Below are 24,557 nucleotides of genomic sequence, written 5' to 3'. Positions count from 1 at the left end.
CGCAGGCTTTGCATCTTGCTCGCTACTAATACCCAATTTAAATGCATGACAGCTTACTGTGACAACTAAGGCTCAAGAATGCCCTACTTTACATCCGACGACGCTTGCTGATTTGACTGGCAAAAATCAAGCCGACGGTGGCTAACCCAAACACTGTACCCGGTTCAGGTACAGATTCACAGTAATCCCGTTCGCAAATACCGGATTTATCAAACTTAAACGCAATATTGTGGTTGCCATCAAACTGATTTAAGTCGTAACCTGCCGTTATTAAATCAGAATCGCTCAGATATATAATATCGGCAATAAACTCTCCCGATGCAATAGAGTTGAGACTTTGACCTTGATCAAAATAGGTTGTTGTGGCGGGTAAATCCCCGAAACTGGGTTCACATAAACCGGGAATACAGTCACGGGTAACCACAGCATTATTATAGGCTTCTATGCTGCTAAAACCATTGTTTTCTCCTGTAACACTTTTGGCGGTAACATTGGCGTATAGACCCACTTCGGGTGCGCCGGAATCACTGTTGGGAGAGAAACGAACGGCAAATAAATCACCCGCGTCACTGGCGGTGGTAAAGTCTTGATCAGTCAAGTTAATGAATAAATCACCCCAACCTGTATTCCCGTCATCCGCGCCAGTTCCCTCTACACCGGTTAAAGGCATATTGCCATTGAGAACAACCAAAATGCTATCAACTGTTTCTTTGATAGACATCCCGTAGAGTTCATAGCGATTATCTTTACCGCCAATAATATCGCCATCAACGCCATCATTGGGGGAATCTTGACTATGATCCCAGGGGGCGTCATCACTAGGTTTTGGTCTGGGTTTTTTCCCCGTATCAAGTGCGCCACCATCGTTAAGACATTCTTCAAATATACTGAGAACAGAGCCTTCATTTAAGGCTCGTAATGTGGCGGCTTTTGCGGCTTCTCCTGTGGGCAAAATTAAGCCGATTGCAGCGATTAAACTAATCAGTTTTGCGCTAATTAATAGTGTATTACGATTAGACATGGTTTTCTCCTTAAACTGTTATGGAGTCAGGGAACTTTAGCCCTAAATTCTGTTGGGTTTCATGACGAGGCTGGAGCGAACCTGGTGCGTTACGCTTCGCTAACGCACCCTACGACTAGAATACTGCATAGTGTACAGAGGTTAGCGTTTTATTTGTAAACCGATACAAACTCAGGTTCGTATTTGTAATCTGTCATTTTTCCTTTGTCCTTGGAAAATGGGAAATCCGGCGAGATTAGCCTTGCCTCGCTCCAATTGTGGATTTTCTGACTATCTTTATTAAAGGGTAAACTTACTGCCCTTAACCCCCCGCAACCTATCAATTTGCCCGCTAATCTAGCGCTGGGAAATTTACAGAAAGTATCAAAAGGTATCAAAAGGTATCAAAAGGTATCACCATCTTAAGTCGAATGTCACTGACTTAAGCTGGGTTCGTAGTAGGCACTTTAGTGCCAGAAGCGCTAAAGCGCTTACTACAAACTCTAAAGTCAGTGCCATTCATCTTAAGTCAGGGTGGGTTTTGTTGAGACGTTATCGGTGGTATCCTCTGGTTATAGGCTAAACTCACCCCTACAGGTTATTACAGGAAAATAGCTATATGTTATGGGATGCATTTCTACAACGAGTCGCGGATACTCATGATTTGTTTGAAGAAGATGAGCGACAAGCGTTCTTGGTTCGGTTTAATGAGCGGAATTTGCCCCGTTCTGATATCCAAGTCGCACAGGATTTGAATATTAGTGAAGTGACGCTGCAACGGCGGCTGGGAAAGGGAGTGTATACTCATTTAGTCACCAGTTGTCCTCAGCTTCATACTGATAAAAAGGGAAAGTTTAAGATAGTCAGAGATTGGTTGAAAAAGGGATATATACTCTGTCAAGGGGATGGCAAAGGGGGAATCAAGGAGACGGCTTTTCCTCACCCCTCTCCAATCGCGAATCATCTTTACGTCGAACGCCCGCAGATTGAATCCCTCTGTTATCAAACTCTTTTGGAACCGGGTGCGTTAATTCGGATTAAGGCACCACGGCAAATGGGGAAGACGGAGTTAATGGCAAAATTGTTGAATTCGGCTCAACAACAAGGCTATCACAGAGTCTATTTAAATTTGTGCAAACCGGAAGAATCGGTGGTGCAAGATCTCGATCAATTTTTGCGTTGGTTTTGTATCAGTATCAGTCGTCAGCTACAAAAACCGCTGCAACTCCAAGACTATTGGGATGTGGATCTCAGTAGTAATGATAACTGTTCTGCTTATTTTCAGGACTATTTATTAGAACAAATTGATCGCCCTCTAGTTTTAGGTTTGGACACGGTTGATCGACTTTTTACGCATTTACCTATTGCACAAGATTTCTTTGGAATGCTACGGGCATGGCATGAAGATAGTAAAATTATTGATAATTGGCAAAAACTTCGATTAATTGTGTCTCATTCGACCGAAGCTTATATTCCGCTGGATATCAATCACTCACCGTTTAATGTGGGAAGAACGATTTCCCTATCAGAATTTACAGCCGAACAGGTGACTGAGTTAGCTCAACAGCATAAACAGGTATTAAGTCAGCAGGATGTTACTTTATTAATAAATCGGGTGGGAGGACATCCGGGTTTAATTAAAAAAGCGTTGGTTGAACTACAACCATTGGGAACGATGACCTTAACTCAGCTATTGAATGAAGCGGCGACGGAATCAGGGATTTATGGGAGTTATTTACGAAATATTTGGCGCGAATTGCAGGACAATCCAGCCTTGATCCCGGCGCTGAAAAAGGTGGTGGATACCAATAATGATGTAGAATTAGCATCAAAACTTGCCTATCAGCTTGAAAGTCTGGGGCTGGTGCATCTAACTAGAAATAAGGTAACAATTAGATGTGAGCTTTATCGTGACTATTTTGGTTCTCGCTTGGCTAATTTTGGGGAGGGTTCGTAGTAATGGCTTTAGCCTTTGACGGGAGGCGTAGCCTCCCTAATAGCATTCCAGACTCGGCTTGGTAACGAGAGTGACGAATGACAAATGACAAATGACAAATGACTATCATGTAGGCGGAAGCTTACCACCAAATGCGACAAGCTATGTTATACGTTCAGCAGATAAAAAACTCTATGAAGGATTAAAAGCTGGCGAATTCTGCTATATCCTCAATTCCCGACAAATGGGTAAATCAAGCTTACGAGTACACACCCAAAAACGTCTGGAAGCCGAAGGAATTGTCTGTGCGGTAGTTGATTTAACTCGGATTGGGCGTCAGGCGAACGAACAACAATGGTATAAGGGAATTGCTTTGCGTTTAGTCAGTGAATTACGACTAGCAAATCGCGTCAAATGGAAACTGTGGTGGGATGAACATGACTCCTTATCCCCTGTACAGCGGTTAGGAGAATTTATTGAGGCGGTTGTCCTAGATATTATCCCTCAAAATTTAGTCATTTTTATTGATGAAATCGACAGTACCCTAAATTTATCCTTTCCCACCGATGATTTCTTTGCCTTAATTCGAGCCTACTACAATGGACGAGATACAAAGAAACGCTATCAGCGTTTAACCTTTGCTTTGTTAGGAGTGGCTAGCCCATCGGATTTAATCCAAGATAAAACTAAAACGCCGTTTAATATTGGCAAAGCGATTGAATTACAGGGGTTTAAACTAGATGAAGCCCTGATTTTAACCCAAGGGTTTGAGGGAAAAGTTCAGCATCCACGCAAAGTGCTAGAATCAATATTATATTGGACAGCAGGTCAACCGTTTCTCACCCAAAAGTTATGTCATTTAGTGCAACGATTCTGTGATTCTTCCTTGGATAGGATGATTAAGAATAGTGGGTTGAGTCAAGGTATTGATTCCCGTGATAACTTTATAGGGAAAACCCTGGGAATCAGTCAAGCGGGTTGGCTTCCATTAGAGAGAGTATCGAGAAGCGTTATTGAGAAAATCAGTCGCACCAACAATGAACGGGAATTGGTGAAACAAATCGTGCGATCGCAGATTCTGGTAAACTGGGAATTCACTGATCATCCCGAACATCTGAGAACGATACGCGATCGCATTCTCCTCAGTCACCATGGTTCAATCCCCTTACTTCGCCTCTATCAGCAAATCCTACACCGAGGAGAAATCCCCACCGATGAGAGTCACACCCAACAGGAATTGCTACTCTCCGGATTAGTAGTTCAGCGTCAGGGTAAACTCAGGGTTCATAACCCCATCTACCAATCCATCTTTAATCGCCAATGGGTCAAATCCCAACTTCCAGCACAAAATGAGCATTCTGTCAAGACCCCAGCTTGGACAATTCCGATCCTGAGTGGAGTTGTCAGCGTGGTGGTAATTGGCGTGCGATCGCTTGGCTTATTACAAGGGTTAGAATTACAAGCCTTGGATGGATTAATCCGATTGCGCCCAACCGAAGCCGTAGACTCGCGCCTCTTGCTGGTGAAAATAACCGAAGCCGATATCAACCAATACCGCTATCCGTTATCCGATGACATTCTAGTCCAATTATTGCAGAAACTGGAATCAATGCAACCGCGAGTAATCGGCTTAGACATCTATCGAGATAACCCGATTCACTATCGCGATCGCACCATCACCTCATCCGTCGATTTACCCACCTATCTACGCCAAACCAATCAGGTGATTCATATTTGTAAAGTTAGCAGTGAAAGCGATCAAGGAACCGCCTCTTTCCCCGATATTCCCTGGCAAAATCTCGGCTTTAGTAATGTATTAGTAGACAGCCAAAACACCGAAACCGGACCACTACGCCGCCAGTTATTATATCAAAAAGTCCCTTCAATTTCACCCTGTCCCACCCCCTACGCCCTCAACGTTCAACTCGCCTTTCGCTATTTAGCCGCCGAGACAATTTTACCAAAATTTACCGCCAAAAACGGCAACTTACAGCTTAAGGATGTTATCTTTACCGATTTAAACCCCCGTGCGGGAGGATATCAACGCTATGATTTTAGAGGTCAACAAATCCTCCTCAACTACCGTGCGGCTCAACCCATCGCCCAATCCGTAACCTTAACCGAAGTTCTCCAAAATCAAATTAATCCCCAATGGGTCAAGAATCGAGTAATATTAATAGGCGTTACCGCCACCAGTATAAAAGATAGCTTCTCTACCCCCTACGGAGAAATGCGCGGCTTAGAAATTCAGGCGCATGGGGTGAGTCAGATACTCAGCGCGGTACTCGATCAACGTCCCTTAATTCAACCGGGGAATTTTTGGAGTGAAGTATTATGGATTTGCGGCTGTTCCTTCATCGGTGGAGTATTGGTTCAGTTAATCCCCAAACACCCCTACCAAATCCTCGCCTTATGTACAGCATTAGTTTTATTATCAGGACTCAGTTTAATTCTATTAATTCACGGCTATTGGATACCCCTAATCCCATCCGCGATCGCCTTAGTCTGTAGTAAAGGAACTTTAGCCCTTTATTCGTTCGTAGTAAGGGAACCTTAGCCCTTTATTATTCGCAGTTAATAGGACAAACAACCAATGACCAACCAACTATTCAACCTCGCCATCATACCCCTTCTAATCATCGCCCAGAAATCCCCCCTCGACGCCCTCATCTTCAACCAACCGCCACCCCCACCGGATAAAGACACACCCGGACAACAAGCGGATTCAGGAACCCGTGGACCCTGTGACGCACCGCCCTCCGATTCCGAAACCGATAAGCAATTAGTCGCCTTTATCCCCACCCTAGAAAAAACCCGGAACAGCTTACCAGAAACCCATGTTTGGGGATTAACCCAGAATCAACATCCGACATTTTGGTTTTATCTTCCCGCCACAGCAACATCAGCTCAAGTCGCCCAATTTAGCCTCGAAAATGAAACCAATTACCAATCCAACTTTCAATTCAATCTCCCCCAAACTCCCGGAATTATTAGCCTAACCCTTCCCACCAATGAACCCCCACTAGAACCCGGACAATGGTATTATTGGTCACTGAAACTCTATTGTCAGACTCAACCCTCAACACCTAACTTTTTTGTCGATGGCTGGATTCAACGGGTACAAAACGAGACCCCCTTTAACAGTGATACGCCCCAAAACAAAATAGTCATTTATGCTCAAAACGGTTTATGGTTTGACACCATCACCGAACTAGCCAACCTGCACCGCCAAACGCCCCAAGAAACCGAGACAGCCTGGGCAAATTTACTAGAATATATCGGTTGGGAATCCCTTACCGAAACCCCAATTCTACCCTGCTGCACCCTAGAAAAACAGTAGCTGTTCTACTCATCCCTTACCCAGACAACATCTCTAAAAAATTGCCTAACAACTACAACCCTCTCAGCGTACATCTGCGCCAACCTCTGCGTACCTCTGCGTTAAAAAAAACATAATCATGATATCAATAACTAGGAGAGTAAAATTTCAGGGAGTTAATGAGTATTGTCAGGTTCAAATGGGTAAGTAAATAATTTGGTCTTGATATTCGTCATCTAAAGCTCCTTCAGCAATAAGTATTAGTTCATTGATTGTTTCACCAATACCCATATCAGGGTTTAAGATAAAAATTCCTGGTACGTGGCGATCTTGACTGAGGTGGTCAGCTAAATGCACGGGCATTGAAGTACGATTATTAGTAACTAGAATAAAGTTATGCTCTTCACACCAAATTAGGATTTCTGGATCTAATGTGCTTTTCATCGGAGTAGATGGTTCTCCAACTGCCCGGATCACCAAACTTGGTTCTCGTCGTCGCAGTTGATTAATATAGATTGGATTCATATTTTCATCCATTAGATACTTGAGCATTATTTCTCTAATTTATTGCCTCGCTTTCCGCCTTTAATTGCATGAGTTTGCTCACGACAGGTGATGGATTACGTCGTTGCTCTTGCCGCATTTTTTGCCCCCACTCTAACCAATCTTCTATATAGTTACTAACTGTTTCTTGATTATGCAGATAATAAAGAATTGTGGCATAAACTTGTTCTAGGGAAAGAGTAGTATAAATTTTGGCAATTTCTTCTGGAGTACGAGCGCGATAAATGTACTCATACAAGATTGTCTCAATTCCGATCCGCGAACCTTTAAGCCTTATGTCATTGGGAGCGAGAATATTAAAATAGTCTTCGAGTTGCATATTGGGCTACCCGCTATTCAAAGTTAAAACGCAAAATGTAGTATTACTATACCATTTTATTCTCTTATAGCGCTACATGCTAGAGAATAGGCAATAGCCAATAGTTTGTGATCATAGGGCATGGCAATGCCATGAAGAGAGTCCGGTTCCCCTTCTCCCCACGGACCGGAGTTGGGGTTAGGGGATGAGGGGAAAAATATCGAGAAGTAGATAGACACAGCTTAAAATCTCGCCAGTATTGCTTTCACCTTAAGTTGACACGGGTGGATACTATCATGCCCTCATCTAGCGATAAATTCATCCTGGAAATAACGAGAGCCAATTTCCGATTAAAACAAAGGGTGCCCAATAATAGGGATGCCGATAATTGGCATTCTTTAAGAATTTCTTTTGCACCCATTGTATCGCTTCCGCTTTACTCATCGGTTCCGTGGAATTAGTTAACTGTTGATAAAGCAACTGAATAAAAGCAGTCGTTGATTGATCATTCACTTCCCATAACGTCGCAATCGTACTCCGCGCCCCAGCCCGAACCGCTATTCCCGCCAGCCCCAATGTCGCCCGATTATCTCCATTAGCGGTTTGACAAGCACTCAAAACTAACAGTTCAATCGGATCAGGTAAACTTTCCTCACGACTTTTGAGATAATGACTTAATTCATTCACCTGAATTCGTTTATCCCATGCCAAAATAAAAGTTTCATTGGGATTAGAACTAAATTGTCCGTGGGTGGCAAAATGAACAATAGAAAAGGGGCGAGCGTTGATTTGATTTTGCAGGGCTTGACTGGTAAATGCATCATTTAGTAGCGTTACATCTGACGGAATTTGTGATAGTTCGGCTTCAACATTGGCGAGGGATTGAAAGCTTTGATGAGGGGCAAAACCGGAGCGCACCTGAGAGAGTCCAAAAGCCAGCGTCTGCAAGGGGTACTGGGAGAGAGGTACAGGGGCGAGTAATTGGGGTTCTCGATTTAGCGCGATCGCATATTTTTCAACTAGATACTGGTTCCCATCCCAAAGCACTCCCATGGGAACGGTTTGTAAGGCACCATCAAGGACAAAAACGAGGGTGTTTATCCCACTCGCTTTAAGCTGGGGTTCAAAGGGAGCAATTAACCAATTATAGATCGGTTGAGAGGTATTTTGAATCGCTTTACTATAGCGAGAAGTCCGTTGGGGATTAGTGAGTTGAGTGCGAAGTTGATCAACTGTTTCTTCCACCTGACGGGGGGAAAGTTTGACACGATGGTGTTGTAAAGTTGGCTGGGTTTCGACTTCGCTCAACCCACCGACTTCGCTCAACCCACCGACTTCGCTCAACCCACCGACTTCGCTCAACCCACCGACTTCGCTCAACCCACCGACTTCGCTCAACCCACCGACTTCGCTCAACCCACCGACTTCGCTCAACCCACCGACTTCGCTCAACCCACCGACTTCGCTCAACCCACCGACTTCGCTCAACCCACCGACTTCGCTCAACCCACCGACTTCGCTCAACCCACCGACTTCGCTCAACCCACCCGCCAAAATTTCAGTGGGATTCGATTTAGAATGACTGGGATTAGGTGTAGAGACGTGCGATGGAACCTCTGTACTTTGTTGACAGTTGTCATCGGTAATATCGTTACATGACGATGGCTGAGGTAGTTTGAGAATCACCTCTAATCGATTATCTAAAAGAATGGTATAAATAACCGCCGTATTCGGGGCGTGTTCATCAACAATTTGGTCAATCAAAGCCGGATCTGATGACGCACAGGCTTCTTGTAAATAGTTCTCTAATTCCGCTAATTGCAGTTGGGCTAAAACCTCTCTGGCTTGGATTAAGTTTTGCGGGGATGGCGTTTCATCTCGCAAGAGTAAATCAATCAATTCCCGATAAATCGGCTCAATTTCATCGCGAAAGGAAAAGCGAACATCAGGATTAAGAGTGGCTAAATCTGGGCGAATCGTATTGAGTGTATTAACTGCCGCTTGATAGGCGGCGATCGCGCCCAATTCACCATCAATCTTTCCCTGGGCTTTCCGTAAGCGTCCCAGTTGCCATTGCCATTGATAAGCAATATCCCAAGCCTGAATCGATTGGCTAATTTGAATCGCTTGATTGGTTAAAGATTGAGCATTTTCTAGGTTTTGAGTCGATTCATAAAGTTTACCACTTATCCCGGTTGCATAAGCTTCGCTGCGCCGATCCTCTAAATCATGAGATTGTTGAATAATCTGTTGATTCTTATCAAAGGTTGTGGTTAATAAACCATCCAGATTTGTCCAAATGCTGTGACGGGAAATCGTGGGAACCTGTGCCGTATTTTGGTTAACCGTTTGCTGAATTTGTTTTAAAGTAACTAGAAGTTGAGAGAATTGAACTTGGCAATCAATAGTGGTGTGACTGGTGGGTAATTCGCTAATTTTGGCTGAAACTTCGATTAAATTAGGCAGTTGTGGTACAATTTTTTCCTGCCACCATGTCTGAGCATTTGACCCGTGACGCTGATGGAGTAACCAGTATTGGGTATTGAATAAAATACTGAGGTAGTTTAGCTGAGATTGCAGAGGAATTAGGGACGAATTTGATTGGGTTATTGCCTGTTGATAATAATCCTCAGCTTGAGTAACAGCATCCAGAACCGTTTGAATATTTTGTAGAGAGGGGCGAGTTCTTTCGTAGAGACTGCGCTGGTGATGATAAGTATCCTTTGCCCAGTTCCCCAACTGGAAATAAGCCTCAGCAATAGCTTGGGGATTCTCCAATTTTTGCGCCAGAGTCAAACTTTTGTCTAACAACTGTTTGGATTGCTCTAAATTGGTTAAATTCTCTAACTTAAAATACTGTTTTAATGGCGACCAATTGGGATCTGAATAATTAGAGTTACCCACAACTCGCACCAGTTCTCCCAAATTAGACCAAGCCGTGAACTTAAGCAAAGAGTCGGGTTGACTTTGCAGGTGTAATGTTGCCAGAGTTAAAGTTTTAAATGCCTCCCGTAACTGTCCTAGATTTTGCAACGCTTGAGCTTGGTTTATTAAGCTACCAATGCTTCCAATTTCATCGTCCCAGCGGATGTAAAGGCGATGTACCTTTTCCCAGGTTTTTAGGGCATCAGCAGGGTTTCCCAGAGAGAGTTGTAGATGTCCTTGATTATTCAGAACTTGAGCCAGAATCAGGCTTTTTTCCGGCGAATCTGGAAGAGATTGGAGTTGGTTGAAACTTTTCGCGATCGCGTCTTTCGCCTCTTGCCATTTCCCCAATTCTTGAAAAGCCAAAGCCAGATAACTTAAGACTCGCGCTTGTTGAAGTTTATCCCCTTGATCAGCCAATAGAGATACCGCATCCTGCCAAAGACTTACCGCCTCTGTAAATTGTCCATTTTGATAATACCCTTGACCTTGTTGAACTAAACCATTGACATCAACAATAGGACTTTGGCTAAGAATTCGCGGCGGTTCGGTACTAAGTGCCGATTGACCAATGAGATAAGGTTGACCCAAGCCAATCAACAGAGTAAAACAGACACCAATCAGCCCATACTTAAAGAATAAATTCATAATAGTCATTCAACCTTGTTCGTAATTGCGCTTGTAGTTGCGCTTTAGCGCCAGTTCATCGTCACGCTTTCCCCCCAATAGCGACAGAACAAGAAATAGCTTACAGCAGTTTGCTCTGCTATGCGGTACATTGTCGATCCCCCTAAATCCCCCGTGCAATAAAAGCGAAGCATCCTCTGGCTTCCCCCTTTTGAAGGGGGACGGGAGGGGGATCTGAAGGGGGACTTTGATCTACTTACTGTACTTTATTACAGCGCTTTGCGCTGTAAGCTGTAATGCATTTAAATTGGGTATTAGTAGTAAGTGAGTATTAGTAGTAAGTGAGTATTGGTCGAGAGTGAGTATTAGTCGAGAGTGAGTATTAGTCGAGAGTGGGTATTAGTAGTAAGTGGGTATTAGTAGTAAGTGGGTATTAGTCGAGAGTGAGTGTTAGTAGCGAGTGAGTGTTAGTCGAGAGTGAGTGTTAGTCGCAAGTGGGTATTAGTAGTAAGTGGGTATTAGTTGCAAGTGAGTGTTAGTAGCGAGTGAGTGTTAGTAGCGAGTGGGTATTAGTAGTATAGCAGTAGACACATCGATTAGGACTTTCGGCACCATTGTAGAGACGCGCCATGGCGCGTCTCTACATAAATGATGTGTCCTAACCGCTATGGCGGTTGCTATAAGTGGGTATTAGTAGTAAGTGGGTATTAGTAGTAAGTGGGTATTAGTAGCGAGCAAGATGCTCGCACTACAAGGATTGCGCCATTAATGATATTAAGGTTTAAATGCCGAACAGCTTACCACCAACAAATATAGAATGGCGATCGCAGAACTCCGCTCTCTACTGTACACATAATATGATAAAATCACAAAAGTATTCTTCTTGCCCAAAACTAAAATATTGTTGCACGGGAGAAGGGGGATCGGATGCTCTTGCTCCCCTCTCCCCGGCGTGGGAGAGGGGCTGGGGGTGAGGGGTTGAGCTTAAGTGTCGGTGCGCCCCTACGGAACAATCGCGTCATTTGGTGCAGGACAAATCGGAGTTTGCCAGGAACTATACAGCGTCGGATTCGGTACTTCCGCCACCAATTCCACCTCTCCATTTTCCTTAATAATCCATCCTTGCGCTTCAATAATCTGAGTTGATTTTCTCTCCGGCTGCGGATTATTTCCCCCTGAATTGGTACGATTTTCCGTCGAACTTATCGGATCACGGAAATCAACCCAACCCTGATTATAACCACCATTATTTATTGGATTGGGCGGTAAACCCCCGCGCCCGGAAATAATAAATTCACTGCTTCCACGCCGTTGACCGACTTGACATCGTGCTTCAATTGGGTCTACAGGTTGTAACTGAGGTAACGGTTCAAGTTGAGGTTGAGTTTCCGTATTAACCTCTACCGTTCCATCAATTCCCAATTCAGAACTCGCCGTAAAATCACTCTCTGGAGTACGGCGGTCTTCAAATTGGCGAAACCCTTCAATCAGTAAAGCCGTCGCTGAAATATTACCACCTTGACCCGAAAATGCATTAGCCACAACATCACTATTTTCCGAGAGAATTGCCAAAACAATTCCCCCAGCATTAATTGTAATATTGCCCCCATTCGCCGTACCAAACGCTTCCGCCGCAATTTCACTATTGAAGCGCATAATAATAGAATCGGTCACATCTAAACGAATATTCCCCCCTTCACTAGCAGTTGTTGTTGCCCGTAGGCGTCCTTGATTCGTTAAAAAGATAGAATCCGCCGTAATCTCCAAATCCCCCGACGTGCCAGAACCTCTCCCACTCACGGTTAATTGTCCGCCATTTTCCACAGTTAAGCGACCCGTATTCAGCGTGATTCCTCTCGCATTCGCCAAACTTCGAGACTCAAAAAATAAGCCACTTCCTGAACCGTTAACGTCTACGGATTCTGAGGCGTTCACCTCTATAATTCCACCCTGTCCAGAATCAAAGGTTGTGGCGGATACTTGTCCACCGCCTTGAATAACTAACCGTTCTGTGTCAATCTTCAATTCTCCTGCATTACCGGAACCCGACGAATCAAAGACTAAAAGGCTAGGGGTTTGACCATTCGGTGATGTACCAATAACTTCTACAGATTCAGACGCATTTACGGTTAATTTTCCCGCTTCCCCACTATTCGCCGTTGTCGCTGAAACCAATCCGCCATCTTTAACAATTAATCGACTCGTATCAATCGTTAATTCTCCTGCATTTCCCCCGATTTCTGAGGCTAAAGAATCAAACAATAAACGACTAGGAGTGGTTCCATCAGGGGCTGTACCCATAACTTCTACCGATTCAGACGCATTCACGGCTAATTTTCCCGCTTCCCCAGTATTCGCCGTTGTCGCGGAAACCAATCCGCCATCTTGGACAATTAACCGACTTGTATCAATGGTTAATTCTCCCGCATTTCCTCCGGTTTCAGCAGCCGACGAATCAAATAATAAGCTACTAGCCGTTTGACCATCAGCCGATGTACCAATAACCTCAACAGAATCAGTCGCCGTTACATTCAGTTTCCCAGCTTCACCAGTGCTAGAGGTATCTGCAGAAACTCTCGCCCCATCTCGAACTACTAATTGATTCGTATTAATATCTAATGTGCCAGCATCACCTGGCCCCGAAGTGCGAGCTGAAACTAATCCGCTATCCCGCACGATTAATTGGTTTGTATTAATCAAAAAATTGCCAGCATCACCCGCATCATCAGCATTCAAAGTAGTTGTAGCAATAACCTCTGCCTTAATGACTTCCATAGACTCAGACGCATTTATTTCCAAATCTCCAGCATTCCCTGAACCCGAAGTGCGAGCTGAAACTAATCCGCCATCCCGAACGATTAATTGATTGGTATTAATCAAAAAATTGCCAGCATCCCCTGGACCAAAAGTGCGAGCTGAAACTAATCCGTCATCCCGAACGATTAATTGATTGGTATTAATCAAAAAATTGCCAGCATCACCCGCATTCTCAGCATTCAAAGTAGTTGTAGCACGAACCTGTGCATTAATGACTTGCATAGACTCAGACGCATTTATTTCCAAATCTCCAGCATTCCCGGTACTATCCGTACTGCTTGCGACTGATGCGTCATCCCGAACAATAAATCGTCCTGTATTAACCGTCAGATTGCCCGCATCTCCAGAACTAAGAGCAAACGTATATAAACCGCCTGATCTTCCATTAGGTCTTGTGCCACTTAATTCTACTAAATCAGAGGCATTTACTGTTATATTTCCACCCGCACCACTACTGGTTTTCTCAGCCGCCGCAGCAATCTGCGCCCCATCCCGGATAATCAATCGCCCCGTTTCAACAAAAATATCTCCGCCATCGCCCTCAAGCACACTCGTACTAAATAAACCACTGGTTAAAAGTACACCATCATCTATGTTTGGAGTACCAATCAATTCGATAAAATCAGAAGCATTTACCCTCAACGTACCCGGTTGCGCTGAACCGCACCCGTTCAATGTTCCTGTACCACAAGTAATCGTTGATAGTATCCCACCATCTCGCAGAATCAACTGTCTAGTATTTATGGTCAAATTGCCAGCATCACCATCTCCCAAAGTCCTCGCTTGCAAACTGGTATTTATCGGCTGATTGCTACCTGGAGGTATACCTACACCAATTAATTCTACAGATTCGCTGGCATTAATTGTCAAATTACCGCCTTGACCTGAATCCTCTCTCTCTCTTTGAGTAACCGTAAATATTCTAGCTCCATCCACGAGGGACAGCGACCTAGTATTAATCTCAATATCACCGCCCTTGCCTTGACCTAGAGTTGCGCTACGAATTGAACTATTTACACTAGGGAGAACGATTTCTTCTTGAGCCGTCACAGTAATATTGCCGCCGACACCAAACCCTAAGCCAAAATTAGGTCGAACCGAAGAATCAACATTGTCTGTAAAGGTAATATTTTGGTCAGAAATAATCCTAATTTCACCGCCATTTCCGGAAACGCTGCTGGTATCAATCTGACCGACCTCTATATTGCCTCTAGAGTCAATAAAAACGGAGCCACTGTTACCCAAAAAACCGCCATTAACATCATCCGTAAAAATTCCTGGTATAGTAATAACTCCCCCCGACAAGGAAAGATTGGGGCGATACTGATTGGTTAAAAGCACTAATCCATCCGCCGCCTGAATATCGATCAAACCAGCAATTCTGATATCCGCACTCGTTCCTGTACCTACAGCGTCAATCGTCGGCGGTGAATCGAAGTCGCCAAAGGGATTAAAATTATCAAGTGGTGCTGCATCAGGTGTGCCAAAATCAGTCGTACCCGCACGGATATCTAAAGTGGGTCTTATCGAGCCATTAATCGTGATTTCTGTCCCATCCGATAAGACGATAATATCCCCATTAATCGCATCAGCATTTGCCTCGACACCTTCTATGGCAACATCCCCGGAAATGGTGACACTCCCCCCAGCCAAAATATGTAAAGAGGGACCTGTATAATTATTGAAACTCACATCTCCCCTAGCCCGAATCACTGGATCATAAGGACTTGACAAATTCCCTAAACTACTATCTAATTGCTCAATCTGAAAATTTCCACCACTCCAGAAGTGAGCATCCGCACTCACCGTATTACTAGAACGCAGCACCATATCCCCACCGGAAAAGAATCCACTATCGGGATGATTCAAGGCAAAAACATCAACCGCTTGATTCCCCTGCACCAACAGTTGACCCATCGCTGAAGCAATAAACGGACTCGCCACACTATCGCGCACCTTCAGCGTATCCGTCGCCAATAGGGTCAAATTCCCCCCAGCTTGTACCTGATTCTCTAGGTCAAGATTTCGACCCGCCAGAATCAAATCCCCTCCTACCGCTAAACGACCAGAACTTGCGATCGCGCTTTGATAATTTGACCCATATTGCAATCCCGGTGTCAGGTTAATCGTCAGTAATGGCGGCGCTTGAGGATTCGTTGCACTAAACTCCGTCCCATTCTCAAACACCCACTCCTGTGCGGTAGACGCCACAAACGCCCCCTGAACATCCAACTGAGCATTTTCGCCAAACACAATCCCATTGGGATTAATCAGAAACAAATTTGCCCCACCATTAACCCCCAGAGTTCCCAAAATATCCGAAATATCCGTACCTGTAACCCGGCTGAGAATAGTATCAATTCCCGTCGGATTAGCGAAATAAACCCGTTGTCCCTCGCCGACATTAAACTCCGAGAAACTGTGGAACAGATTCGCACCTCGAATCGCCCCCCCATCAATCTGATCCGCAGAGAATCCCTGAATCATCACATCTGGTGTCACCACAGACTGTTCCACTCCTAGAGTAGAATCCGGGATAACTTGGGCAACGGTAGGAGTTGTCCAATGGGATAGAACCCACGCGATCGCCACTCCTGATGTGACACAAATTCCCCGACGTGATTGACTTTGCCTGCATCTGACCATGACACCCTGTCTCAGACTCCGTATTTCTACTGATAGTAAAATTAAGCCAGATGGAGAAATGCGATCGCTACCGTAGAATTACGGAAATTTGGCGCTTATGACAGGCTTCAACCCGTCAATATCTGATCATCACTTACCGCGAACACTGGGTTCACAGAACCTGATTCGTAAATTATTTGTAACACAAACGACAGCCTTTAATCATCGAAACGTAAACTTCTATATCATTTACTTGTGCTTTCCCGCAAAGGTGATTACATTAGAAATTGAAGCCTAAAGGCTTACTAATGACAGAAGTTGAACTGACAAAATCAAATTAGGAGGTATAAAACCGACTGATAAATTTCATTTCTATTTCCTCATTGACAAGTAACAGCAACACTCAACAAATTGCTGAGATTTCCTAAAATTGTAAACTAGGGAGATTAAGCACTCAAAACTAAATTTTTAGTGCCACTCCAGATAGAATTAACTTAAACAGGAAATCATTCAAGCAAGCTAGTTTTGAGAGTTGCTGTTACTTTATCGTTTGTCATTCGTCATTCGTCATTCGTCATTCGTCATTCGTCATTCGTCATTCGTCATTCGTCATTCGTCGTACTCGCTTCTCTTCACGCTAGCGCAGTTTTCAACGCAGACTTAATAAATTATAGAACCCTTCTTTTTTGGACTTTGGACAAAACGCGATCGCTTAACCCAGTTGGATGTGCAGTTGGCACATATTCTATTTTTTCCACAAGTCTCTTAAATAACGGAAAATCGATCATGATTTATTTGGACTCGGCATTAGTCAGTGAAGCGAAAACTGTAGAAAATTGGGGATGGGTCAAGGGAATCACCACAAATCCGACACTGCTTGCCAAAAGTGATTTACCACCAGAAACAGCCTTAAAACAACTCGCGGCAATTAGTCCAGGAGAACTGTATTATCAACTCATGGCAACCGACTTTCAGGGGATGGTAACAGAAGGACGAAAAGCCTTTGACATAATTGGGGATAAAACAGTGCTGAAAGTTCCGGCTACAGCCGTAGGATTTCAGGTTGTCGCCCATCTATCTCCAGAGATTCCCTGTTCAGTCACTGCCATTTATAGCGCCGCCCAAGCCGCCGTTGCAACAGAAGCGGGAGCCAAATATGCGATCGCCTACGTGAATCGCGCCACTCGTTTACTAGGGGATGGTTTGGCTTTGGTGCAAGAAATGGCAACTATCCTCAAAGATAGTTCCACGGAAATTCTAGCCGCAAGTCTCAAATCACCAGCAGAAGCGGCGGGGGCTTTAATCGCTGGGGCGGACCATCTGACGCTACCGCTAGAGATGTTGGATGCGATGACAACTCACAATTTATCCGAGCAAACCATTGATGAATTTGCCCAAAAAGGGCGAGGATTGGTGTAGCTGGGGGAGCTGAGGGAGATGGGCGAGATGAGGGAGATGAGGGAGATGGGGAAGCAGAGACGTTCCGATGAAACATCTTTTGTAGGGGCGGGTTTTACCACTAACGTTTCGTGTTCATCCTGATATAACTAAACCCGCCCCGACCTAACTGCGCTTTGCTGTACGAATGGATAACGGCATGAGTTTGTCGTACCAAGTTGCCTCTCAAAGCGTTAATCTGACACGTCGGAACACAACTTGGTCTTAGGAATCGTTATTTTACCGTTCGGTATTCTTGCTGAAGGATGTTCGCTTGTCAACTTCAGGTATTTCAGGTGTTTCTGGCTTAACGTCAACCTGAGTCACTTCTGTTTCTGCGACGTTTTTTCCCACAGCAGTGACAGGTTTTGCCGCGACTACCGCCGTTGGGTCGGGTTCCACAATAATACGTTCTTGTTTTTCCACTACCTTACCATCTTGATTCTTCTGATTCGATGGCTTTGCTTTCTCTGCCTTGTCTTGAACGTTATCGGCTGCACCCATCGCCGCATTTTTGGCTTGGTCGGCTTTACTCTGGAGTGAGGGTTTAGCCTTTTCAGCCGCATCTTGAATCTTGTCGGCTGTCTTCACCGCAGCACTTTTGGTTTTGTCGGCTTGACTTTCAATAGCTGGCTTAGCCTTTTCAGCCGCATCTTGAATCTTGTCGGCTGTCTTCACCGCAGCACTTTTCGCTTGATTAGCGGCATTTTCAATCGCTGGCTTGGCTTGTTCAGCCGCACCTTGCACTTTGTTGGCTGCCTGTTCCGCAGCACCTTTAAGTTTATCTGGTGCATCTTCCGGGGTAGCCTTAGCCGTCAAACCACCCGCTACAGCGCCTGTAACAGCACCCACAACGGCGCCTCGTTTGCCAGCCACTTGACTACCAACTACAGCACCAACGGCTGCGCCAACTACCCCAGCGCCAACTACACCCTTGCCTTGATTATCTTGATTGTCTTTATTGGACGAAGATTCATCGGGTTGATTGACAGTGGGTTCAATCGGTTGATTATTGTTATCCAAAAATTGCTTATTACTATCCATGTAAAGTTATCCTCCTTTATCGATATTGAATACTGAATGTTCCCTCTTCGGGTTTAAGGCTCTCTTGTATCTTTCTTCAAGTTACCAATCCGCCGTTATCGCTGACGCCAAGCTAAAGGAGGATATTACGCTATCTGGAGTCAGTCGATAGATACATTTCAGGAGGGAACAGGGAATAGGTGAGAAAATTAGCGCTTCCAGAGTTTGAGGGGTTGCAGGATTTTGGCAATCCAACGGACGGTTCCGGGTTCGGTTAAAATTCCCTGAGTGGGACTGAATAGAAATGCCAGAATAAAGAAAATAAAGACAACCATGACGATCGCAGGTCCCGATGGCAAGTCCAGGTGATAGCTTAAATACATCCCCGTGACACCCGCCATTACACCAATTATTGCCCCTAATCCCATCATCTGATGCAATTCTTTGACTAAAAGATAGGCAGTAATGGCAGGACCAACGAGAAGGGAGATAACCAGTAGCACGCCCACAGTTTGCATACTGGCGACAATCGTTAAGGTAATGGCGCAGACGAAGCCGAAATACATGGTGGTGACGGGTAAACCACTGGCTTGAGCGCCGAGGGGGTCAAAGGTGTAGAAAAGGAGTTCTTTGTAAAACAGTTTGGTTAACAGTAAAACGATGACGGTAATGATTAGCGTATGCCAGACATCGCTGGTTCTGACGCCTAAAATGTCACCAAATAGAATAGAACTAAGGTCAAATTGGTTCGTTTCTAAGAGAGTAATTAGGATGACTCCCAAGCCTAAAAAGCTGGTTAAGGTTAACGCCATGGCTGCATCTACCTTAACTCGCGATCGCTGATGAATACCAGCCACCACTAAAGCACTCAATGTCCCGGCTACAAACGCTCCCAGAGACAGGAATTGTTCCCCCACAAAAAAGGCGATTGATAGTCCAGGTAAAACAGCATGGGCGATCACATGAGCGATCATGATCATCTGTTGCACAATCAAATAACTCCCCACAACCGCCCCTAAAATTCCCAGCAGCAACGCAATCGCTATGGCGTCACGCATATATCCCCACTGCAGCGGTTCAATTAACCAATCCCACATCCTATCCACCTCACTTATTCTTAATTTATTATTTACTATTAATATTTCATTAAAATCTGTATTATGCTACCTTTAGCCTTGCCGTATGTCAATTTTGGCTGATTGTTAAGTAGGTGGACACGATTAAAGTTAACTGTTGAGATTAGACGACAACCAGGCTCATGAGTTTCCCATAAGCTTTTTTGAGATTTTCAGTTGTCAATACTTCTGACTTTGACCCCACAGCAATTAACTCTTTATTTAAAAGTAATACTTGATCATACTGCTCTAGAGTTTCCCCCAAATCATGACTAATAACCAATACCATTTTATTTTTAAACTTTAAGTCTTGAAAAATTTCAAAAATAATCTCTTCTGTCTTTTGATCAATCCCCGCAAACGGCTCATCAAAAAAAAACAACTCCGCCTGTTGCGCCAGCGCCCTTGCTAAAAATACTCGTTGTTGTTGTCCTCCCGAAAGTTCACCAATTTGACGATGGCGATACTCAAACAAGCCCACCCGTTCTAATGCATCCTGAACAATCTCCTGGGATTGACGAGACGGATGTTTAAACCAACCCGTGTGGATAGTGCGCCCCATCATCACGACATTCCAGACTGTAACCGGATAATTCCAGTCAATTTGGGTGCGCTGCGGTACATAGGCGACTCGTTTGCGCTGACTTTTTAGGGGTTTGTCGTGAAAGGTTGCTTCTCCTCTGGTGAGGGGAATGAGTCCCAGAATCGCCTTAATAATCGTACTTTTCCCAGCACCGTTGGGTCCCAATAGCACCGTTAACTGTCCCGGTTGGATGGAAAACGAAACACCGGAGATTGCCCAGGTATTTCGGTAGTTGACCGCCAAATCATGAACTTCGAGCATTACAACCTGTCTGTGAGAATGACTACCATTAACAAATTCTGCTTTCAGCTTATCGGATAATGATTCCCCCGATATCACATCAAGCGCCTTGGGTAAGGATAGGGAAGCTGGGGAAGCTGGGGGAGCTGGGGAGGCTGGGGGAGAGGAAACTGTCGCCATTGGGGTCAACTCTAATATTAGAATGATTATCATTATAATAATCTCTCGGTTAAAGGAGCTTGACTATGCTAAAGTATCTATCGAGCCAAACCCTGAACGGTTGGAATAGTACGGTGTTGGCATTAGCGATCGCACTGACAGGGTGTGTTCAAACCAACCAGACAACGGTTTCGCCAACAGAGAATGGGACATCAGGTAAGAAACCCAGTGTAGTGGTGTCTCATCGCGTCCTTTGCGATTTAACTGAAGAAATTGCCCAAGACACCATTCAACTCAACTGTTTATTAGATCCGAACCAAGATCCTCACACCTACCGATCAACCCCATCCCATCGGAAAGCCGTTGAAACCGCACAACTGATCCTTTATGGTGGCTATGATGGAGAACCAGGCGTTGAGGGATTAATTGAAGCCAGCAATACATCAGCCCCTATCGTTGCTGTATTTGAGGAAGCTGTCCCCAATCCCCTGGAGGGAGAAGCACATCACCATAACCATAATGGAGATCATCATGATCACGGGGAAAAGGAACAGGTTGAACACTCAGATCATGAAGAAAACCATGCCGCAGATAAGGGGGAAAACGTTCCCGATCCCCATGTTTGGCATGATGTGCAAAATAGCATAGCGATGGTCGATGTGATTCGGAACCAACTGACAGAGATTAATCCCGATCAGGCTGACCTTTATGCAGAAAATGCCCAACAGTTAACCAGCCAACTCGACCAGTTAGATACCTGGGTCAATGCCCAAGTGGAAACAATTCCCCCAGGAAAACGTAAAATTGTCACCACTCATGACGCCTTGGCGTATTACGTCAACGCTTATGGATTTGAGGCGGCGGAATCGTTGCAAGGACTCAGTACCGAAGAAACCCCCTCAGCCGCACGGGTCAAGGAATTGGTAGGAACCATTGAACAAGCCAAGGTTCCCACGATTTTTGTGGAAACCACAACCAATTCCACCGCCATTGAGACTGTGGCTCGGGAAGCGAATGTCAAGGTTTCTGAACAAAAACTGTTTGTTGGCAGTCTAGGTGCAGCAAATAGTGACACAGGAACCTATATCGGAATGATGACACACAATACCTGCGCGATCGCGAAAGGTTTGGGCGGAACCTGTACTCCGTTGAACGCACCACAGCTAAATTAAAAATTCTGATTACAGTAGGAGTCGGGGCAACCCTAGTTCAAAATAGCTATCCTCTGATATCGGGAAAAACTTGATAAACATTGAGTGACTGTTTGCGTCCTCTAAGTTGCACCAGCCCAATGAATTGAATCAGAAAATAGTCTTTAATATAGTGGTAAGTTTCTTCATTGATTAAAATCCGACAAATCCCGCCATCAATTGATTTGTCATAACTCTCCAATCGAGCCGCAATATTGACACTATCACCAATGGTTGTATAATTTAGCCGTTGCTGAGACCCTAAACTCCCAGCTACAACTGTCCCTGTAGCAATTCCAACTCTCATCGCCGCCGTGGGAAGCCCTTGGATTTTCCATTGTTGGTTGAGTTGTTCAAGTTTTGCAGCCATGTTCAATGCACAACGAACCGCTGCGATCGCATCTTGGGCAATTGCTTCGGGTGTGGTGCTGGGAATGGGAACGCCAAACACCGCCATCACCGCATCGCCAATAAATTTATCTAGGACGCCATCATGGTCTAGTACACTTTGAGACATGGCTTTCATATAATCGTTCAGCCAAACCATCAGGACTTCAGGGTTAGTCCGTTCGGTAATTCCGGTAAAGCCTTTAATATCTGTAAATAGAACCGTTGCGGTTAGTTGTTGTCCGGTAATCTGTCCTTCTTTGAGGAGTTGATGGCGATCGCGCCAAACCGCTTGGGCGAGTTTAGGAGTCACATGTTGTCCTAAGAGATTCATCACCGCTTGTCTGTCTTCCCGTTCAATGCAGGCGAGATAAGCTGTAATCGCTATTTCTGACCCAATTAGGGCAAGTAATGGGGGAATGAGGGGAATCCACCATCCTTGCAAAAAAGCCAGGTATGAACCGCCTACGAGAACCGTACTCAATAGCAGAATACTAACTGCTAGATAGCGCATTCGTAGGAATGTCCAGCTAGAAATAGCACCTACACTAGACCAAAAGACGATCCACATCCTTTCTACGGGTTCAGACCAAACCTTGATCGGGGAACGCCCATCTAATGCTGCACTCAAGAGTTGACTGGTAATCTGGGCATGGATGTCTACACCGTACTCCGCCGTGACGTAACTATTACTGTAAGGTGTGAAGAAAATATCCTTAAGACTGGCGGCTTTGACCCCAATTAAAACAATGCGATCGCGCATCAAATTGGCGGGTATTTTATTCTCTAGAACCTCTGTCAGTGATACGGTTGGAAATGGGTTGCAGCGTTGGGAGTGCTGTTGGCATTGAGGACGACGATAGTTTAATAGAATCTGATACCCTCCTGTATCGGCGTTAATGTAACCGCCATCATTGGGTTGCATGGGAACAAATACAGCTTTCCCTAAACTCACTTTGCCTAGCGCTGGGTTAATGGGTTGCAAAGTAATCCCTTTATTTTCTAAATACATCAACGCTAATCGAACGGGCAGACTGTATAGTTCTTGACTTGATGTACCCGTTTGATTATTGTCCTGTCTAATCGATAGCAAAGCCCGACGCACCCGACCATCGTCATCTAATAAAACATCAATCGCACCCACCTGATTGCGTTCTTTTAATATTGGTGGTGCATTAACCGTTGTACCATATTTATCCCCTAGAACTTTCTGGACACCCATTAAATTTGGTGTCGAAGTAAACACCTGAACCAAGTCTTGATGACCCGGTTCCACTGGTAAATCTCGATAAATATCTAAACCAATGGCGCTAGGCTGTTGGGCTTTGATATTGCGGAGTAATTGGGCTAATGTGGCATCCGATAATGTCCATTGCTTTAAAGTTTGAATATCTGGTTCATCAATCGCAACAATAACAATACGCTGATCCAGGGTTTCCCCAGGACGCCAGCGCAAAAATTGGTCATAGGCTGTCCATTCCCATAACTGTAACCCTCCCATTGAACGCAATGTCAAGACTAATCCAGTGATGGTTGGGACTGTAATTAATACTCCACGCCATTGCCAAAGAAGCTGTCTCAGATTTTTGAACATTTTTGAGTTATTGGTGCTTGATCCGGCTTGTGTATTCCCAATAACTGATATCGGTTAGGTATTCCTAGAAACCGGGTTTTTGTGAGGATGACAACGCCAATCAACCTTTCACCCAAAGAAACCCGGTTTCTTGACCGATGTTCTAACCATGTCCACCGACTTATCAATCCTCTACAGTACAGCAAGCAATTAACGGTTTGGGTGCGATGTCATTCAGTCCCACGGTTGTTGACTGTAATAATTTGTTCCAAGTCAATGTGAGTTCCGGATAATTCGGTTGAGAACGTCGCAACTCAGCCAGGATTTTCATCATGTCATACCAAATCCCTAGTTCCCCATAGAGGGCAACCTGTTCTAGTGGTGTCGCTGTTTCTAATTGTTGAATTTGCTCTGGCTGTAGTTCAATTAATTGAATCTGTTCTTGTGCAAAAACATCTTCCGTTCGCGATTGGCGATCGCAAATGATCGCCACTTTCCAGGTATAGGTTTTGTTGGGTTCTAGAGGCGGGGCTTCGGGGGGTAGTTGGAAGCTAATAATTCCTGCGGTTTGTTTCAGCGGAAATGTGGTTTGATAACTATACTCTTCATCTTGATCCACCAGTGTAAATTCCGCTTCCTCAGCCTGGGTTGGTGGTAGGTAGATTAAGAATGTCGGATACTCAAGAGATGTTAATCGGGGGCGATTTGGGCTAATACTGGGTGTGAGTAGTGTCAGTCT

General features: G+C 44.7%; 15 protein-coding genes. 5 read left to right on the top strand and 10 right to left on the bottom strand.

Annotated elements, in window-relative coordinates:
- Positions 1 to 88: 88 nt before the first annotated feature.
- Positions 89 to 1,021 carry an XDD3 family exosortase-dependent surface protein gene (locus tag MC7420_RS35635; RefSeq protein ID WP_006103647.1) on the bottom strand — a complete coding sequence of 311 codons (933 nt, stop codon included), beginning with the start codon at positions 1,019 to 1,021 and terminating at the stop codon, positions 89 to 91.
- Positions 1,022 to 1,619: 598 nt separating this feature from the next.
- Between MC7420_RS35635 and MC7420_RS23940 the strand changes: the two genes are divergently transcribed.
- From MC7420_RS23940 to MC7420_RS23930, 3 genes are all read left to right on the top strand, one after another.
- Positions 1,620 to 2,957, top strand: coding sequence for an AAA-like domain-containing protein (locus MC7420_RS23940; RefSeq protein ID WP_044209354.1), 1,338 nt, complete (start codon positions 1,620 to 1,622; stop codon positions 2,955 to 2,957).
- Between the two features lie 91 nt (positions 2,958 to 3,048).
- Positions 3,049 to 5,493, top strand: a complete 2,445-nt coding sequence (locus MC7420_RS23935; RefSeq protein WP_006103717.1) for a CHASE2 domain-containing protein — start codon at positions 3,049 to 3,051, stop codon at positions 5,491 to 5,493.
- Between the two features lie 36 nt (positions 5,494 to 5,529).
- Complete coding sequence (locus MC7420_RS23930; protein WP_006103584.1) at positions 5,530 to 6,276, top strand: DUF928 domain-containing protein; 747 nt, start codon at positions 5,530 to 5,532, stop codon at positions 6,274 to 6,276.
- A gap of 174 nt (positions 6,277 to 6,450) precedes the next feature.
- Here the strand turns inward: MC7420_RS23930 and MC7420_RS23925 are convergent, their stop codons facing one another.
- The 4 genes from MC7420_RS23925 to MC7420_RS23905 all read right to left on the bottom strand — a co-directional run bounded on the left by MC7420_RS23925 (position 6,451) and on the right by MC7420_RS23905 (position 16,132).
- Positions 6,451 to 6,810, bottom strand: coding sequence for a DUF5615 family PIN-like protein (locus MC7420_RS23925; RefSeq protein WP_044209351.1), 360 nt, complete (start codon positions 6,808 to 6,810; stop codon positions 6,451 to 6,453).
- A 4-nt stretch (positions 6,811 to 6,814) separates the two neighbouring features.
- The gene (locus MC7420_RS23920; protein WP_006103600.1) at positions 6,815 to 7,138 is read right to left on the bottom strand and encodes a DUF433 domain-containing protein; all 324 of its coding nucleotides are present in this window, start codon (positions 7,136 to 7,138) and stop codon (positions 6,815 to 6,817) included.
- Between the two features lie 297 nt (positions 7,139 to 7,435).
- Positions 7,436 to 10,699 (bottom strand): CHAT domain-containing protein, encoded by a 3,264-nt coding sequence (locus MC7420_RS35630; protein WP_083799144.1) that lies wholly within the window; start codon positions 10,697 to 10,699, stop codon positions 7,436 to 7,438.
- 972 nt (positions 10,700 to 11,671) lie between these two features.
- A complete protein-coding gene (locus MC7420_RS23905) occupies positions 11,672 to 16,132 on the bottom strand; it encodes a two-partner secretion domain-containing protein (RefSeq protein WP_006103678.1) in 4,461 nt (1,486 codons plus the stop codon).
- Positions 16,133 to 16,897: 765 nt separating this feature from the next.
- On the opposite strand from MC7420_RS23905, the gene MC7420_RS23900 reads away from it, so the two are divergent.
- Positions 16,898 to 17,530, top strand: coding sequence for a transaldolase family protein (locus tag MC7420_RS23900; RefSeq protein WP_006103638.1), 633 nt, complete (start codon positions 16,898 to 16,900; stop codon positions 17,528 to 17,530).
- Between the two features lie 258 nt (positions 17,531 to 17,788).
- Here the strand turns inward: MC7420_RS23900 and MC7420_RS23895 are convergent, their stop codons facing one another.
- From MC7420_RS23895 to MC7420_RS23885, 3 genes are all read right to left on the bottom strand, one after another.
- Complete coding sequence (locus MC7420_RS23895; RefSeq protein ID WP_006103643.1) at positions 17,789 to 18,592, bottom strand: hypothetical protein; 804 nt, start codon at positions 18,590 to 18,592, stop codon at positions 17,789 to 17,791.
- Between the two features lie 188 nt (positions 18,593 to 18,780).
- Positions 18,781 to 19,668: a metal ABC transporter permease gene (locus MC7420_RS23890; RefSeq protein WP_006103720.1), complete on the bottom strand. Its 888-nt coding sequence runs from the start codon at positions 19,666 to 19,668 to the stop codon at positions 18,781 to 18,783.
- Positions 19,669 to 19,810: 142 nt separating this feature from the next.
- Positions 19,811 to 20,530 (bottom strand): metal ABC transporter ATP-binding protein, encoded by a 720-nt coding sequence (locus tag MC7420_RS23885; RefSeq protein WP_006103574.1) that lies wholly within the window; start codon positions 20,528 to 20,530, stop codon positions 19,811 to 19,813.
- Between the two features lie 224 nt (positions 20,531 to 20,754).
- Here MC7420_RS23885 and MC7420_RS23880 point away from each other — a divergent pair, with 224 nt between their 5' ends.
- Positions 20,755 to 21,840: a metal ABC transporter solute-binding protein, Zn/Mn family gene (locus tag MC7420_RS23880; protein WP_044209344.1), complete on the top strand. Its 1,086-nt coding sequence runs from the start codon at positions 20,755 to 20,757 to the stop codon at positions 21,838 to 21,840.
- A gap of 46 nt (positions 21,841 to 21,886) precedes the next feature.
- Here MC7420_RS23880 and MC7420_RS23875 read toward each other — a convergent pair whose 3' ends face one another.
- Together MC7420_RS23875 and MC7420_RS23870 are read right to left on the bottom strand one after the other, a co-directional pair.
- Complete coding sequence (locus MC7420_RS23875) at positions 21,887 to 23,839, bottom strand: CHASE2 domain-containing protein (RefSeq protein ID WP_006103671.1); 1,953 nt, start codon at positions 23,837 to 23,839, stop codon at positions 21,887 to 21,889.
- Positions 23,840 to 24,002: 163 nt separating this feature from the next.
- A partial coding sequence (locus MC7420_RS23870; protein WP_052307545.1) for a DUF928 domain-containing protein occupies positions 24,003 to 24,557 on the bottom strand: 555 nt, incomplete at its 5' end.

Origin of the sequence: Coleofasciculus chthonoplastes PCC 7420 (genome assembly GCF_000155555.1) — a bacterium.
GTDB lineage: Bacteria > Cyanobacteriota > Cyanobacteriia > Cyanobacteriales > Coleofasciculaceae > Coleofasciculus > Coleofasciculus chthonoplastes_A.
Note: the sequence above shows the minus strand (reverse complement) of the source record. Positions and strands in the feature narration are given on the sequence as shown.

Coding starts and splice junctions, on each gene's coding strand:
- MC7420_RS35635 (WP_006103647.1), bottom strand. CDS start 1,021: ATGTCTAATCGTAATACACTATTAATTAGCGCAAAACTGATTAGTTTA.
- MC7420_RS23940 (WP_044209354.1), top strand. CDS start 1,620: ATGTTATGGGATGCATTTCTACAACGAGTCGCGGATACTCATGATTTG.
- MC7420_RS23935 (WP_006103717.1), top strand. CDS start 3,049: ATGACAAATGACTATCATGTAGGCGGAAGCTTACCACCAAATGCGACA.
- MC7420_RS23930 (WP_006103584.1), top strand. CDS start 5,530: ATGACCAACCAACTATTCAACCTCGCCATCATACCCCTTCTAATCATC.
- MC7420_RS23920 (WP_006103600.1), bottom strand. CDS start 7,138: ATGCAACTCGAAGACTATTTTAATATTCTCGCTCCCAATGACATAAGG.
- MC7420_RS35630 (WP_083799144.1), bottom strand. CDS start 10,699: ATGACTATTATGAATTTATTCTTTAAGTATGGGCTGATTGGTGTCTGT.
- MC7420_RS23905 (WP_006103678.1), bottom strand. CDS start 16,132: ATGGTCAGATGCAGGCAAAGTCAATCACGTCGGGGAATTTGTGTCACA.
- MC7420_RS23900 (WP_006103638.1), top strand. CDS start 16,898: ATGATTTATTTGGACTCGGCATTAGTCAGTGAAGCGAAAACTGTAGAA.
- MC7420_RS23895 (WP_006103643.1), bottom strand. CDS start 18,592: ATGGATAGTAATAAGCAATTTTTGGATAACAATAATCAACCGATTGAA.
- MC7420_RS23890 (WP_006103720.1), bottom strand. CDS start 19,668: ATGTGGGATTGGTTAATTGAACCGCTGCAGTGGGGATATATGCGTGAC.
- MC7420_RS23885 (WP_006103574.1), bottom strand. CDS start 20,530: ATGCTCGAAGTTCATGATTTGGCGGTCAACTACCGAAATACCTGGGCA.
- MC7420_RS23880 (WP_044209344.1), top strand. CDS start 20,755: ATGCTAAAGTATCTATCGAGCCAAACCCTGAACGGTTGGAATAGTACG.
- MC7420_RS23875 (WP_006103671.1), bottom strand. CDS start 23,839: ATGTTCAAAAATCTGAGACAGCTTCTTTGGCAATGGCGTGGAGTATTA.